A 13,819-nucleotide genomic window follows, 5' to 3' on the forward strand; every position below is an offset into this window, starting at 1 on the left:
GATTTATTGTCCTGATTCCTCTGCTCCTGCTAGGCACCCGGGCGATGCTTTCACTGAACACGAGCATCACGGGCATCAAGCATGAACAGGTGGGTCAACAATACTTGTTGGACGTCACCCCTATCCTGCGTCTAACCATGATTCAGAGGGCGCTGACACACGGCATGCTCAGCGGTGACACCAACGCAGTAGCCAATGCAGCACGCAATGCTGAAAAGCTTAACGATGCCTATGCGACTCTTGCTGCGCAGGACGCAAAATTTAGCACCCAACTGGCAACGACAGACCGAGTTCAGACGTTGCGTACCGCTAGTGTGCAGCTGGTTGAACGCGCCAAAGCAGGCGAAGCACCTTTGGTGATCTTTTCCGCGTGGAACGACCAGTTAACCGACCTAATGAATTTCGTTTACTACATTACGGCCACTTCCGGCATGATTTTGGACGAAGATGCAGGTTCGTTGTACCTCATCGATCTAAGCTCTATACGTCTGCCTCGGCAAATAAATCTGGTCGGACAGATTCGCGGTCTGGCCAGCGGTTTTAGCGCTGACCGTCCTCTGGACGACACCACTCGTATTTTTGCCCAGACTTTGTTGAAACAGGAGCTGCTAACGCGTCAAGAGTTGCAGCAGAGCCTTTCCCTGCTTCGCCGAGAAGAGCCGAAATTATCTGGTGTAGTTCAGCCGTCTGTAACAACAGCCATTACCGACCTGGAAAATCTGCGTAAAGACCTGGTGGACTACCTTGATCCGAGCAAGCGCTCAAACGTGAATGCCAACACCTTGGGCGAGCGTGGAAACGCCGTCGTTGCTCAGTTTTACAAAGCTCAGGATCAGATGCAGGAATCGCTGCGAATTCGAATTGATGAGCGTCTGAATACACTGAGTAATGAGCGTACTTTCGGCACTGAGCTATTTATCGCCATTGCGATACTGCTGCTCTATGCGTTCGTCGGCATCTACAAGGCTCTGCGGATTGGGGTTGATGAGCTCCTAGCTGTGACGGCACGTATTGCTCAAGGCGATCTGAGCGCGCGCGTCCGAATCAACAGCCACGATGAAATCGGTGATGTAGGCGAGGGACTTAACCGCATGGTAACGGCCTTCTCTGGCTCACTGAGCCAGGTGGAGCGTAGCTCGCATTCAGTCTCAGATGCGGCAAAGCGACTAGAGATCTCCATAGGCCAAGCCAAAGCCTCAATGAACTCACAACAGGCTGAAACCGAGCAGGTTGCTACTGCCATCAACGAAATGACCGCGAGCGTTGCCGACGTGGCCCAGAATACCGAGGGCGCAGCACGTGCCGCTGAATCTGCAAGCAGTGCGTCTAACGACGGCTTGAAAGTTATGATTGAAACAAGTGCCGCTATTGAGGCGTTGGCCAACGAAGTGGAGCTCAGTGCAAGCAAAGTCGAAGCGTTAGCGACACACAGCAAAGAAATCGGTGGTGTCATCGAGGTCATCAGTACCATCGCGGATCAGACTAACCTGCTGGCCCTCAACGCGGCCATCGAGGCGGCGCGAGCTGGCGAGCAAGGCCGTGGTTTCGCGGTCGTGGCTGACGAAGTGCGGACTCTGGCCTCGCGCACACAAAACTCCACAGAAGAAATTCGACGGATCATCCAACAGTTGCAAGGCGCTACTGATGCCGCTGTTCAACAGATGAAAGCTGGGCAAACCCGAGCTAGGGAATGCATTCAGGCAGCGAGCCAAGCGTCTGGCAGCCTGAACCAGATCAATGAAGCAGTAGACGGAATTGTGGGCATGAACACTCAGATTGCAAGTGCGGCGGTGCAGCAACATTCGGTCTCAGAGGATATCAATCGCAACGTCATCGGCATTCGAAACAGCAGCTTAATCGTCATGGAAGGCGTAGAGGACAACGCCGTAACGGCTGACGAGCTTTCATTGCTCGCTAATGAACTTCGCAGCGTAGTCGGCAAGTTTAAGTTATCCAGCAACGCTTGAAAGGAATCTCAAGCGTTTCAATTGTTGATAGCACGAGAAAGTGCTTTGATCGGGTCTGACTGGGGTGATGATGCCCGGCAGTCCCTGATCGACATTGAGGGCTGAGCTTCATCGTTGCGCAATCTCGTAAAACAATAGAGCCAGCTACGCTAGATGACTTGCCCGGACGGTTACAGGGCGGCGTCTCTCAGTAGGACATCTACATGTTCCAGTGAGGCTCTATGTGCAGCCATTACGAAGCACCGTCACCGCATCTGGTCGCCGAGGCATTCGGAGTAGCACCGTTCGAGCAAGGCAGACTTGATTTGTGGCCTGGTTACATAGGCCCAGTCCTGCGTAGCCCTGACGGACGTGCCGAAGACGAAGAATCTCCTGCAGCTATGGAGGTGCTGACTGGCTCCTTTGGGCTGATCCCGTCCTGGAGCAAGGACAGTAAAATAGCCAGGCGCACGTACAATGCTCGGTCAGAGACAGCTGCAGAGAAACCGTCGTTCCGGCATGCATGGCGCCACGCGCAACACTGCATTATCCCGGCGGTTGCCATATATGAGCCGGACTGGCGATCGGGCAAGGCAGTTGCCACGCGTATAGTCCGTGCAGACGGCGAGCTGCTGGGCATTGCGGGCCTATGGGAGCAGTGGCGCGATCCGTCCACCGACCAGCTCCTGCACAGCTACACCATGCTGACCGTGAATGCAGATGATCACGACTTCATGAAGGCGTATCACAAACCCCAAGACGAAAAGCGCATGGTAGTGATTTTACCCAAGGGCTCGTATGCGGACTGGTTGACCGCGCGGCCGGAGCAGAGCGCAGCGTTCATGAACCAGTACCCGGCAGATCGGCTGACCGTGGATATGTGATCATGTCTTCCCTGGAGCTGGTGATGGACAGGGTGACGTGTCGCGCTGGCTGTCACCAGCCACCAAGCCGCAGGCGCGGTAGCATTTTCCGTGAACACCTGGCACGCGGGCCTGTAAGCTATTCAGGAGGCCCCTTGCTAACTCTCTCAGGATCGCTCGCAATTCGTCACCAATCCTGACAGAGAGCCCCATGACTGCATCCATCCGCCGAGCAACATCCCTTCGCCCTGGACAATTCAAACACTTAATCCGCGTAGCATCTGTGACTGGCCGTTTACCAGAGCGCGAAGTGATGCTCTTGTGGCTCACACATACCACTGGGGTTCGCGTCACCGAATTGGCCTTGCTGGAGGTCGCTGATGTGCTGTATCCCAGCGGGGCTATCAAGCCCGAAGTGTACCTACGCGCAGAAATCACCAAGGGCTGTCGACCGCGCAATGTGTACCTGACTCATCCGCGATGCCTTGCCGCCCTGGAAGGCTGGATCTCAGTCCGCTTGCGCCGCCGCTGGGGCAAGAATACCGAGGCCTGCGCCCAGGTTCAAAACTGGTCACTACACACAAGGGCCAAGCATTTGAATTGGCGTTCAAGCACCGCCAGCTGGACAGTGGGCCAGAGGTGTACCGGGCCTGTGATTCGCTCCAACAGACAATCAGCAGGCTTTATCGGCAGGCGGGCATAAAGCAAGGTTCATCGCACAGCGGACGGCGCTCGTTGGCGGCAAAGGTGCTGGCTGCGACTGGCGACGTGGAGACTGTACTGACCATCCTCGGTCATGCTTACCTTGATCACAGCAAACCCTATTTGACTGTGGATCAAGCAACAATCCGACATGCTTTTGCGATTGCGCTGGCATAGTGGCATCAGTAGCATTGATTGGATCCATTTTTCCGGGGTCGAACCTCCCTTTAGCCTGCAATATTGTGGGCTATAGGGGTAAGCGATTTTAATTTTAAGGAGAAGTCTTATGGCTATTAAACCAGGCCCAAAGCCAATTGCTAAATCAACCGGCGAAGTAGATAAGCGTCGTCGTGACAATAAAGATACACAAGGAAATAATCCCGATTTGAAGCCTAGCAAGTCCTCAAAGAAATAGGTTTTAGCTGACAGAAGCTACCATGACGGTAGCTTTTTTCATTGGATCATGGGGCTTTTTCGTGAGCGTCGACAGTGCCGGATTGGCCCAGGTCTGCGTTGCATGGAGCTGGTGCAACAGGCCCGCGCCCAAGCGCAGTCTTAAGGAAAGGAGGAGCCCCAAATGGGAGAAGCAAAGCAACGTGGTACTCAAGCAGAGCGCTCGGCCCAATCCGCTGAAGCAAAGCGTAAAACCGCCGAGTCGCTTGGCCTAGTCCGGCGCGATTTGAATGACGTTCGTGAGGAATTGAGACTTCCCCAGGATGCTCCTTTTCTCGGGTATGTCGTCCACATTCCAGCGAGCGATGAATTTCTAGCGGACTTTAAGGATAGCCCGCTCGCTACATCCCGAAGTTGGACAAAGAGTCCGGGGCTTGCGCAGCGGTTCGAGCACTTTGCCGACGCCTATAAGCTCGCCCGCGAGGATCGAGAGATTGTTGTGGGGCTGTTCGAAACCGCTACGCAGTTTGTAGTCGCTGAAGTCTTATAGGAATTCCTAAATGCGATATGCGAACGTCAACGGAGTGAAGTCTGAGGCACAGCCCAAAATGCGAGGGGTATGCCGCGCCTGCGATGGGGAGGTTGTTGCCAAATGTGGAAAGCATGTCATTTGGCACTGGTCTCATCTGTCCTTGAGCACCTGTGATCGCTGGTGGGAGGCCGAAACAGAATGGCATCGACAGTGGAAGGATCGGTTCCCGAAGGACTGGCAGGAAGTCGTCCAATACGAAGCACTTACGGGCGAAAAACACATCGCCGACGTCCGTACGGAGCATGGAGTGGTTGTCGAGTTTCAACGTTCCACTATCGACCCAGCAGAAGTAAACGCTCGTGAGAGTTTCTACCAGCGAATGGTGTGGGTAATCGATGGGTCAAAAAGTGAGTTTGACTCCGTAAATTTTTCCAATATGCGAAGCCGACCTGATGCCGATGGATTTGCATTTTTTCGATGGTACGGCAGGAGCAAATTGTTTCACCGTTGGCACACCACAACGCCGGTATTCATCGATTTTGGTGACAAGTACGGTTTCTGGAGAGTGTGTAAATTCGATCCTAAAAGCAAAGAGGGAGTCGCGCTTCTGGTAGATCGCTCACTGTTCACCGCTGCGTTGATTCAAGGGACGTCAGATTTCAGCAGAAATGGCGGGCCAGCGTCCGCTTTCTGATAGATAGGAAAAGGGGGCTGATCCGCCGCCCAGGTACACGACAAGCCCAGCCCTTAAAAACTGGGCAGCGGCAGTAGGAGAGACGTGGTTCTCGCGTCTTCTAAATCAAGGAACCCATCATGTTTATGCAAACTCGTGAGTACAACCCAGTTGCTGCACTGCCGGTGGCAGCACCTGTCAAATTTCAAGTCTCACCTTTTTCTCTGCACGTCGGCATTGGTCAGCCCTATACCAAGCTGGCAGCTCCACTCAACCAGGTACGGTTTGAAGACGACCATTTTGGCTTGGAACGACAGCCGGTGGTTCGCGTTACCGGTGGTGTCGGCACTGACCTGTTCTGGCAAGTGACATTGAGCCCCGAAGACGCCGAAGATCTGAGAGCGCTGATTGCTGAAATCCTTGAAACGGCGAAGAGCCTGTAATAAACCCCGCCCGGTACGTCGGGTACGGGATGATCTTGGTGGAGCCCAAGAATGACGAGACGATCCGTAGCCCTCTCGATGATCGGCGGCCTGCTCCTTCTTCTGTGGCTGTTCACGGGGGTTGAGCGTGCAGCGCGTGAGCATGGCGAGATCGACTATGAATTGTCGCCAGGAACACCCAAGCCCCGCCTTCAAAACGTGGGGCCAGGTGCGTAGAAGGGCGCCCATTTTCGCGTCCGCGAAAACAAGGAAGAATCGCGATGGCCAAAGAAACATTGATCGTCACCACCAGTAACGGAATCGATATTCCGGTAGTCATGGCACCACCAGGCCACGGGGCTGGAGTCGCCTTTATCATTCCAAACGTGCTGCCGAAGGGCGATGTTTCCGCGAGCCGTAAGCGGGGCTACACAAAGCCGTCGCCTTGGCCCTCGAAGTAAATAGGAAAACAACGTGCGTGAGGCAATAGTTTTCCCTCTTGTCAATGATTTGAAGCATGCTTTTCAATAAGATCGGTTAGACTAGAAAGCAGTCAGACAGTACCCATATTTCCGAACCCCTATAGTGAGATTATATACGTGGATGACATAGCTTCGGTATACGCAGAGCTTTCCCGCCTCATGTCACCGCTGTGGGAGAACACCAAAAGTTTTGCGAACTCATCGTTCTTTACCTCGCTGGCAGGAGCGTTCGCTGGTGCGATCGCAGCGCAGCGCATAGCAGAAAGGGGGAAATTTAGGGAGGAGCTGGTTAAGGAATTTCAATCTACAAACTCGGTTATAGCGCTCGCAACATCAGTGGCTAACGTTGCTCTTTCATTAAAAAAACAACACGTAAACAACCTAAAGAGTTCTTACGATGCTGATCAGGAAAGATTTAGAGCGCACAAAGCCAAAATCTTGAGTGGTCAGATTCTACATCAAACACCGCTCGAAATTAGGCCCAACCTTATGTTTTTACAAGGTATTTCACCTCCCATTGCTACAATACAAGACATCGTCCTAAGCCGACTTTCCGCGGGAGGACGAACAATTGCCTCTGTAACTGCTCTTGCTGATTCCGTAGAAAATCTGAATGGAGCATTGTCAAAGCGGAACGAGCTTTTGACCAGCTTCAAAAACAAACAGTTACCCGAAGGTGCAACATTCGAGGATATGTACTTAGGCTTGTGCTATCAGGAAAGGCATACGAACCAAGAGTACGAGGGGTCGATTAAAGCCATTTCTCTTTATACCGATGACATTATTTTTTTCAGCGTTAAGCTGTGTGAAGATTTGCAATACCATAGCGCTACGCTCACAAAACGGTACAAGTCTAAGTTAAGGGGAGCGCCACCAAAAAACGCAACAGCTGACTTTGAGAAAGCACGTCAGGGTGGGCTTATTCCGAAAGACGAAGATTACGTAGATTGGTTATCTGGCTTCATTTCTGTCCAAGAGCCTGTTCCCAAGTGGTGGCAGCGAATGAACCCGATCCATCTCTTCAATAGGAGATGAATCTCGATCTGAGCGTCACCTTAATACGCAGTGGACATGGCGATGGGCAGCGGCCTATTTTTAATTGCACGAGCTAATTAGCCTCGTATTACTGGGCTTCTTGGTTTTTAGTCAGGAAGAGCAGGCTCAGTACTTCACTTTGAATGTCGGTGAATCCTCAGGCCGCTGGCCGCGCCGGTCGTAGAGGCGGGTGGTACTGATGTTCGCGTGCCCCAGCCACATCTGCACCTTGGCGATATCGGCGTCATGCTCCAGGGCATTGGTCGCTGCAGTTGCTCGCAAACCATGTACACCCAACCGCTCGACCTCAATGCCTGCCACGCGTGCCCACTGCGCAACAATGGTGTAAAGACCATTGGCAGTGACACTGGCGCCGGTGGTTGTGCCACGCATCGAGCGAAACAGCGGACCTGGCGCGGCATCACGTTCAACATCCTTTTCCAGGTATGCATAAATGCGCTCGGCTGCCACTGGATGAAGGGGCAGAAAGCGGATCTTGCTGCCTTTGCCATGCACCCGCAGGTGTTTGATGCCACGTCGCTCCTGCAGATCGCTGGTCTTCAGGAGCGCAGCTTCCTCTCGACGCAAGCCGTGGTACAGCAGCACGGCCAAAATGGCCCTATCGCGCAGACCCTTGAGCGTTTCAGTGTCCGGGGCATCGAGCAGCTGTTTAGCCTGATGATCACCGAGGGCCGGTGTCTTGCCTTCATTACTCTCAATCCGGGGCCGTTTGACGCCATGCACGGGATTACCTCCCGCGACCGCGTTGTTTTCTAGGAGGTGATCGAAGAGGCTGGCCAACGCTGCCAGTTTGCGCCGGATCGTGGCACCTGCCAGACCTCGCAGTTCCAACTGTGCGCGCCAGGCTAAAACGTGAGAGCGGGTCACTGCGCGAAATTCTTCGGCACCGGTGAGCCCGACAAAGCTGCAGAAGTCTTCAAGGTCATTCTGATAGGCACGGCGGGTACGGGGATTGTCGATATTCGCAAACCACTCAACCGCTGCTGGCACGGCGGCAAGGTGCTGGAATTCGGCAGCAGTCAGACGGCGCTCTATGGCAGGTAGATCGGTGGAGCTGGAGTTCGTCAAGTCTTTCATCGAATACCCGTGCCTGCAGGTCAATAAGTGGTGATAACGTATTTCTTACACTGATTAAGCAGCGACCGAAGCATGGTGCGTTGAATCAACCCTGTCCAAACAACATATGGCATGACGTCGGGTACTGATGCAAACGCTGAGCAGTCCAAAATCTCAAGCGCCGATTACTCCATTTTTCTAGCTCATTGAAGCAAGGTAAGCTGCAAATCACTCAGTTTATAGGATGGCCGCACATGAAATTCATAAGTCTTACTACCGCTGGACGGCGCACTGTCGCAGCCATGGCGCTGGCGGTCGCGTCATTGACGCAAGCCGCTCCTGCGCAAGTAATCGACGTGTACCGGGACCCCAATTGCGGATGCTGCTCCAAGTGGATTGCTTACCTGCGGGACAATGGCTTCACGGTCAATGACCATCTCGCAGAAAACATGAGCCCGGTGAAGGCCAAACTGGGTGTGCCTGATAAATTAATGTCGTGTCATACCGGCGTAGTAAATGGCAAGTTCATCGAGGGACATGTACCGGTGCAACAAATCGCTGAGCTTCAACGCCGGACCGACCTGATCGGCGTGGCCGCACCCGGCATGCCAATGGGCTCACCCGGCATGGAAACTGGCCACAAAAGCGCTTATCAAATCATTGGCCTGAAGAAAACCGGCGAGCAGGAGGTGGTGGCTGACTACCCATCGCAATGACTCTTCTCCACACCCACTGGGCTTGTGCCGACTTAGCGGGACGACAGCGACGCCTGGCTAATGGGAGGGTGAGCGGTCGATAGGCGAAAACTTATTTGGTTGGTCTGGTAACTGCTTTGCAGCAAGTGATCTCCATTGAGCTAACAAGCTAATGATAGGTAGCCTTTTCCTTACCTTACAGAAATGTAATAAAACTTGAGAAACTCGTAATGCCTGGATCAGTCGGACTTACTGTGCCTTGAGAAGAAGGCATTGAGTTCAACGTTTAAATCGACCGACAACCCCGGAGATTACTCATGAACAGTGGTTATGATGATTGCATTTTAGAGTGCCTACGCTGTGCAATGGCTTGTGAAAGCTGTGCTTCAGCCTGCTTGCAAGAGCAGGATGTTCAAATGATGGCGAACTGCATAAAGCTGGACAGGGATTGCGCAGATATGTGCAGGCTAGCGGCGACTTTGATGGCACGCCAAAGTCCTTTGGCCAAAGAATTCTGCGCCCTGTGCGCAAAGGCCTGTAAAGCCTGCGCAGACGAGTGCGGCAATCACGAGGCCAATCACTGCCAGCATTGCGCTCAGGCTTGCCATGCCTGCGCTCAGGCCTGTGAGGCGATGGCGGCCTAAGCCAGCGTTTGGCTAGGAGGCCCGAGCATAGCCGCCGTGCGAGGCTGTACGATCTTAGCCCTAGCGCACAAACGTTAGGATAAAGGCTGTTCGGCGGCTAGTTGACGTACACGAGATAGTGCCGCCATGTGCTTGCATCAAGGACCGGGCAATCGCCAGCCCCAACCCCGAATTCCCGGCGCCTTCTCGCCGCGCAGGGTCCACCTGGTAGAACCGGTCAAAGATGCGGTCCAGGTGCTGCGGGGCTATTTCGGGACCAGGGTTTTCCACCCAAAGCTCTACCCGCCCTCCGTGGTCGTGGATGCTGACCTTGATAGTCTCCCCTGACGGCGTGTAGCGCAGGGCATTGGACAGCAGGTTTGACACGATACGGTCGACCATCACGCTGTCCGCGAAGATAGAAGCGTTGCCTGATGCTTGCAGCTGAATCCCCTTGTCCTCGGCCAGAAACTCGTAATAGCCGAACAGCTTGCTGATGACCGTTCTCAGGTCCAGTTCAACAGGCTCGGGCACAACTAGTCCGTTATCGGACTTGGCCAGGAACAGCATGCCGTCGATGATTCCCGAAAGACGGTTGAGCTCTTCCAGGTTGGAGCTCAAATTCTCTTCGTACACCTCGGGCGCACGCTTTTTGGCCAGGATAACCTCGGTGTGGGTCCGCAGGTTGCTGATCGGGGTACGAAGTTCATGCGCGATGTCAGCGGAAAAATTCGATAGGCGCACAAAGGAATCGTCCAGGCGACCGAGCATGGAATTGAACGCGGTGATGAGCTCACGCAACTCATCCGGTACCGGCTCCAAGGGAATGCGTTCCTTTAGCGAGCCAGCGGACATCGAGGCGGCGGTTTGGGTCACCTTGGCCACCGGCCGCAGTCCGTTCTTGGCGACCAGCCACCCTAGGGCCGCGCTTAACACGGTACTAGCCAATAGAACGCCCCAGAACCAGCGTTCAAGCATGGCAAAGAAGTGCATATGCGTGGTGACGTCCAGGACAAGCCACGCGGTCAATGGCGGGCTGGCAGTGGGCAGCGATACTGAGGCGGTCAAAGCCCTGAACATGCGGCCTTCGTTTTCCCACTCCCAGACACCATCGCGCTGGGTGGCCTGCGTGAGCGATGGCGCTGCTGATTGAGGAGGTTCTGCAAAAAAAGGTTTCCCATCGATCTTCAGAAATACAGCGCTGAGGTCAGGATGGGCTCCCAAGAGGGTGTGCCAGCGCGCCTTAAGCAGTTCCGGGTTAGCGTCTGATTCCTTGGCAATCTGGTTAATCGCTTCCAGCTTTTCTCCCAGCGTCTGCGCATCCAGGGCGCGGAAGTGGTGACGGCTCAGTTCGTTGAAGGCGCCCCCCACGATGATAAGAACGACGGCGACCGCGACCACAAACAGAAGGCTCAAGCGCAGGGTGAGTGAGCCAGGCTTCATCCTTCGTCCTGCGCGTCTAGCATGTAACCCATTCCCCGGCAGGTATGCAGCAGTTTTGCCTCGAAGTCATCGTCAATCTTGGCCCTTAACCGCCGTATGGCCACCTCGATGACATTTGTGTCGCTGTCAAAATTCATGTCCCAGACCTGGGAGGCTATCAGCGATTTGGACAGCACCTCACCTTGCCGGCGCATCAGCAATTCCAGCAATGCAAACTCTTTGGCCGTCAGGTCGATTCGCTTGCCGCCCCGGGTGGCCCGACGCTTGAGCAAATCTACCTGAAGGTCTCCGATTTGCAGGCTCGTTTGAACCGGCAGGCTGCTGCTACCGCGCCGCAGTAGCGTTCGTACCCGTGCCAGCAGTTCTGAAAAAGCAAATGGCTTGACCAGGTAATCATCGGCGCCCAGCTCCAGCCCCTTGACTCGGTCGTCTACTCCGTCGCGTGCGGTCAGAAATAGCACCGGTACGGACTGGCCAGCGGTGCGAAGGCGTCTGATGACTTCCCAGCCATCGAGGCCTGGCATCATCACGTCGAGAATCAACAGGTCATAGGCTTCATTGAGCGCCTGGTCAACGGCATCTGTGCCTGTGACCACGCGGTCCACATTGAAGCCGGCCTCCCGCAGGCCTTGCTGCAGATAGATTCCAGTTTTAGGTTCGTCTTCGGCTACCAGCAGTTTCATGTTCGACCCTCCACGGCACCGGCCCAGTGTGACGGTAAAACAGGGCCAGGCACACTCACATCCCCGCTTCCATCTCAGGGGACAGCGTGCCAAGCCAGGCAATCAGGCCCAACACCACAACAGCGGCAGCCAGCTCCAGAGCCATGCTGTAGCGGATCGACCGAGCCGCCCGCGCGTATTGGCCGTGGTGGACCGCCCGTTCAAACGCCGGGCTCAGGATAAAGCGGTTAGCCGAGGCCAATCCGATCATTAGGCCAAACAGTGCCAGCTTGCCCAGCAGCAACACCCCGTAGGTGCTTTTCAACACGCCACTGATCTGGGGGCCGACGATGAACAGATAGTTCACCACACCCGTGAGGACGATCAGCGCCACGATCACAGCGCCGGCCCGTTCGAAACCGCTGAGCGTGCGCGACAGCACCTGGACTGACTGTAGGGTTTCGACCTTGTTGGGCCGCAGCATCAGTGCAAAAGCCACCAGCGCGCCGAACCAACCGCCCGAGGACCACAGATGAAGGATGTCCGCGCTGAAGTGCCAAAAGCGCCGGGCGTCTTCGTCCATGGCTCCGTGGCCTGTCCAGGCCAAGGTCGCCAGGGCCACGCCTCCCAGCAGCGAAACCATCAGCAGGCTTGCCATGGGCACCCGAAGGTTGAAGGCGATGGCCACAGCAGCCCCCACCAGTGCGGCCATGCGGATGAGCCAGGCAGTGCCAAGCTCCGTCTGCGTCACCATCATCTCGACGTGAGGCACAGCCTCTAGCCATTCAGACGCACCGCTCATGGCTTTGGCCATGAGCACAATGGAGACAACCGACAAAAGCAGGCCGATCAAAGCGGTCGCGCTCAGAAGGGGCCTGAAAGGCAATACGGCGCCCGAGCGGCGTTCTAGGCCGCGTAGGCTGTAAAGGCCAAAGAGGGCCAGCCCGAACAGCATCATCAAATCGGTATACAGCGCGAAACGAACTGCGATGCTGAGCGGATCTTCCATGTTTACTTGACCTTAAACGTCACGCTACCGGTAATCGGGTGGGTATCGGAAGACACTGCCCGCCAATCGACCTTGTAGGTGCCTGCCGTCAGAGGTGAGGCCGGGGTGATAATCATGGTCTTGGGGTCACCGCCGCCTGATACCGCTGTTTTGACTGCCATCGGTGAGTGTTCCATGCCTGGCATCGCCGTCATGACCAGCTTTGCGCCGGAAAATTGGGCAACAAGGTTTTCGGAGAAATGCAGCTCGATCTTGCCAGGGGCCGCGCCTTCACTGCCTTCAGCCGGAGTCGAAGACACCAGCTTGGGGTGGGCTTGGGCCAATGCGCTGACCAGCATCCCAGCGGCAAAGAGCGTGACGAAACGTGTGCGGTTCAACAACATGCGAACTCCTTACAGCCCAAAAAGGCCGTTCGTGGGGGATCAGATTTTCAGACTAGAACGGCTCAGAACCACATGCGCACACCCAGCACTAAGCGGGTCTCGCTGCGGTCCTCGCCTTCCTCGCGGGCAAAGTCGGCTGTATTGCCGTAGGAGCGGTTCCAGGTGACGCCAATGTACGGGGCAAACTCCCGATAGATTTCGTAACGCAAACGCACCCCCACTTCGGTTTCAGACAGGCCAGAGCCGATACCGCGCTGAGGATCGCTCTGACCGTAGAAATTAACCTCCGCCGTGGGCTGCAAAATCAGCCGGTTAGTCAGCAAAATGTCGTAGTCGCCTTCCAGCCTTAACCCAGTTTGGCCGCCTTCACCCAGAAACGCAGTCGCTTCGGCTTCGAAGTTGTACAAGGCCAGGCCCTGAAGGCCAAATGCAGCCCAGGTTTGCGGCGAGCCTGGTTTGAAGTCTTGCCGGACGCCGCCGACCAGATCCCACCAAGGACTGATCGCATGGCCCCACAGCGCTTGCAGCTCGGCCGATTCGGTCTTGCCGCTGGTACGTTCGCCCTCGGAGCGAATCCAGAGCCGGTCGATGTCACCACCCACCCAGCCGTTAACGTCCCAATTCAGGACGCTGCCGTTGTCGGCGTCCTGCCATTCAAGTTGATCGAACAGGAGGAAGTAATTAGCCGCTTCGTCATGGACAGTGTGGCCTTTGGCACTTTTGTAGACCGCTGCCCGATTAGCATCGGTGACAGGCGCAATAGGCGTGCGGCTTTGGGTAGGTGCCGCAGGCTTGCTGGGGGCCATGGTCGTCATGTCCGAGTCCATGCCCTGCATCTGGCTATGGTCCATACCCTGCATTTTGGAATGATCCATGCCC

General features: G+C 55.2%; 16 protein-coding genes and 1 pseudogene. 11 read left to right on the forward strand and 6 right to left on the reverse strand.

Features of this window, described 5'->3' with window-relative positions:
* Nucleotides 1–836: 836 nt before the first annotated feature.
* From KDX39_RS26740 to KDX39_RS26030, 9 genes and pseudogenes are all read left to right on the forward strand, one after another.
* Nucleotides 837–1,091 (forward strand): annotated as a pseudogene (locus KDX39_RS26740) (HAMP domain-containing protein); the annotation flags it as partial.
* A gap of 159 nt (nucleotides 1,092–1,250) precedes the next feature.
* Nucleotides 1,251–1,967, forward strand: coding sequence for a methyl-accepting chemotaxis protein (locus tag KDX39_RS26745; protein ID WP_370445645.1), 717 nt, complete (start codon nucleotides 1,251–1,253; stop codon nucleotides 1,965–1,967).
* A gap of 221 nt (nucleotides 1,968–2,188) precedes the next feature.
* Nucleotides 2,189–2,830 (forward strand): SOS response-associated peptidase, encoded by a 642-nt coding sequence (locus KDX39_RS26005; RefSeq protein ID WP_231662341.1) that lies wholly within the window; start codon nucleotides 2,189–2,191, stop codon nucleotides 2,828–2,830.
* A gap of 967 nt (nucleotides 2,831–3,797) precedes the next feature.
* Complete coding sequence (locus tag KDX39_RS26405) at nucleotides 3,798–3,926, forward strand: hypothetical protein (protein WP_255300967.1); 129 nt, start codon at nucleotides 3,798–3,800, stop codon at nucleotides 3,924–3,926.
* Nucleotides 3,927–4,088: 162 nt separating this feature from the next.
* Entirely contained in the window at nucleotides 4,089–4,454 is a 366-nt protein-coding gene (locus KDX39_RS26010) for a hypothetical protein (protein ID WP_024420428.1), read from the forward strand.
* A gap of 10 nt (nucleotides 4,455–4,464) precedes the next feature.
* Nucleotides 4,465–5,130, forward strand: a complete 666-nt coding sequence (locus KDX39_RS26015; protein ID WP_231662342.1) for a competence protein CoiA — start codon at nucleotides 4,465–4,467, stop codon at nucleotides 5,128–5,130.
* Nucleotides 5,131–5,249: 119 nt separating this feature from the next.
* Complete coding sequence (locus KDX39_RS26020) at nucleotides 5,250–5,552, forward strand: hypothetical protein (protein WP_003432647.1); 303 nt, start codon at nucleotides 5,250–5,252, stop codon at nucleotides 5,550–5,552.
* Nucleotides 5,553–5,812: 260 nt separating this feature from the next.
* The gene (locus KDX39_RS26025; RefSeq protein WP_231662343.1) at nucleotides 5,813–5,992 is read left to right on the forward strand and encodes a type IV secretory system conjugative DNA transfer family protein; all 180 of its coding nucleotides are present in this window, start codon (nucleotides 5,813–5,815) and stop codon (nucleotides 5,990–5,992) included.
* 138 nt (nucleotides 5,993–6,130) lie between these two features.
* A complete protein-coding gene (locus tag KDX39_RS26030) occupies nucleotides 6,131–7,048 on the forward strand; it encodes a hypothetical protein (protein WP_231662344.1) in 918 nt (305 codons plus the stop codon).
* 126 nt (nucleotides 7,049–7,174) lie between these two features.
* Here the strand turns inward: KDX39_RS26030 and KDX39_RS26035 are convergent, their stop codons facing one another.
* Nucleotides 7,175–8,146 (reverse strand): tyrosine-type recombinase/integrase, encoded by a 972-nt coding sequence (locus KDX39_RS26035; protein ID WP_231662345.1) that lies wholly within the window; start codon nucleotides 8,144–8,146, stop codon nucleotides 7,175–7,177.
* Between the two features lie 281 nt (nucleotides 8,147–8,427).
* On the opposite strand from KDX39_RS26035, the gene KDX39_RS26040 reads away from it, so the two are divergent.
* A complete protein-coding gene (locus tag KDX39_RS26040) occupies nucleotides 8,428–8,841 on the forward strand; it encodes a DUF411 domain-containing protein (protein WP_231662346.1) in 414 nt (137 codons plus the stop codon).
* A gap of 296 nt (nucleotides 8,842–9,137) precedes the next feature.
* A complete protein-coding gene (locus tag KDX39_RS26045) occupies nucleotides 9,138–9,464 on the forward strand; it encodes a four-helix bundle copper-binding protein (protein WP_058432273.1) in 327 nt (108 codons plus the stop codon).
* Between the two features lie 60 nt (nucleotides 9,465–9,524).
* Here the strand turns inward: KDX39_RS26045 and KDX39_RS26050 are convergent, their stop codons facing one another.
* From KDX39_RS26050 to KDX39_RS26070, 5 genes are all read right to left on the reverse strand, one after another.
* Nucleotides 9,525–10,886: a heavy metal sensor histidine kinase gene (locus KDX39_RS26050; protein WP_231662347.1), complete on the reverse strand. Its 1,362-nt coding sequence runs from the start codon at nucleotides 10,884–10,886 to the stop codon at nucleotides 9,525–9,527.
* Nucleotides 10,883–11,569 carry a heavy metal response regulator transcription factor gene (locus KDX39_RS26055; protein WP_005782521.1) on the reverse strand — a complete coding sequence of 229 codons (687 nt, stop codon included), beginning with the start codon at nucleotides 11,567–11,569 and terminating at the stop codon, nucleotides 10,883–10,885. The genes KDX39_RS26050 and KDX39_RS26055 overlap by 4 nt, the downstream gene beginning before the upstream one ends.
* A gap of 55 nt (nucleotides 11,570–11,624) precedes the next feature.
* Nucleotides 11,625–12,557, reverse strand: a complete 933-nt coding sequence (copD, locus tag KDX39_RS26060; RefSeq protein WP_231662348.1) for a copper homeostasis membrane protein CopD — start codon at nucleotides 12,555–12,557, stop codon at nucleotides 11,625–11,627.
* Nucleotides 12,558–12,559: 2 nt separating this feature from the next.
* Nucleotides 12,560–12,940 carry a copper resistance system chaperone CopC gene (gene copC / locus KDX39_RS26065; protein ID WP_231662349.1) on the reverse strand — a complete coding sequence of 127 codons (381 nt, stop codon included), beginning with the start codon at nucleotides 12,938–12,940 and terminating at the stop codon, nucleotides 12,560–12,562.
* A 62-nt stretch (nucleotides 12,941–13,002) separates the two neighbouring features.
* Nucleotides 13,003–13,819, reverse strand: an 817-nt coding sequence (locus tag KDX39_RS26070) for a copper resistance protein B (protein WP_231662350.1), incomplete at its 5' end; no start/stop codon positions are given.

The sequence above is a fragment of the Pseudomonas sp. CDFA 610 genome, from assembly GCF_021147865.1.
Lineage (GTDB): Bacteria > Pseudomonadota > Gammaproteobacteria > Pseudomonadales > Pseudomonadaceae > Aquipseudomonas > Aquipseudomonas alliivorans.

Bases quoted from the DNA above. Each gene is read 5' to 3' on its own strand.
- KDX39_RS26040 (WP_231662346.1), top strand. From the start codon at position 8,428: ATGGCGCTGGCGGTCGCGTCATTGACGCAAGCCGCTCCTGCGCAAGTA.
- KDX39_RS26045 (WP_058432273.1), top strand. From the start codon at position 9,138: ATGAACAGTGGTTATGATGATTGCATTTTAGAGTGCCTACGCTGTGCA.
- copC (WP_231662349.1), bottom strand. From the start codon at position 12,940: ATGTTGTTGAACCGCACACGTTTCGTCACGCTCTTTGCCGCTGGGATG.
- KDX39_RS26015 (WP_231662342.1), top strand. From the start codon at position 4,465: ATGCGATATGCGAACGTCAACGGAGTGAAGTCTGAGGCACAGCCCAAA.
- copD (WP_231662348.1), bottom strand. From the start codon at position 12,557: ATGGAAGATCCGCTCAGCATCGCAGTTCGTTTCGCGCTGTATACCGAT.
- KDX39_RS26405 (WP_255300967.1), top strand. From the start codon at position 3,798: ATGGCTATTAAACCAGGCCCAAAGCCAATTGCTAAATCAACCGGCGAA.
- KDX39_RS26025 (WP_231662343.1), top strand. From the start codon at position 5,813: ATGGCCAAAGAAACATTGATCGTCACCACCAGTAACGGAATCGATATT.
- KDX39_RS26005 (WP_231662341.1), top strand. From the start codon at position 2,189: ATGTGCAGCCATTACGAAGCACCGTCACCGCATCTGGTCGCCGAGGCA.
- KDX39_RS26035 (WP_231662345.1), bottom strand. From the start codon at position 8,146: ATGAAAGACTTGACGAACTCCAGCTCCACCGATCTACCTGCCATAGAG.
- KDX39_RS26745 (WP_370445645.1), top strand. From the start codon at position 1,251: ATGACCGCGAGCGTTGCCGACGTGGCCCAGAATACCGAGGGCGCAGCA.
- KDX39_RS26055 (WP_005782521.1), bottom strand. From the start codon at position 11,569: ATGAAACTGCTGGTAGCCGAAGACGAACCTAAAACTGGAATCTATCTG.
- KDX39_RS26050 (WP_231662347.1), bottom strand. From the start codon at position 10,886: ATGAAGCCTGGCTCACTCACCCTGCGCTTGAGCCTTCTGTTTGTGGTC.
- KDX39_RS26010 (WP_024420428.1), top strand. From the start codon at position 4,089: ATGGGAGAAGCAAAGCAACGTGGTACTCAAGCAGAGCGCTCGGCCCAA.
- KDX39_RS26020 (WP_003432647.1), top strand. From the start codon at position 5,250: ATGTTTATGCAAACTCGTGAGTACAACCCAGTTGCTGCACTGCCGGTG.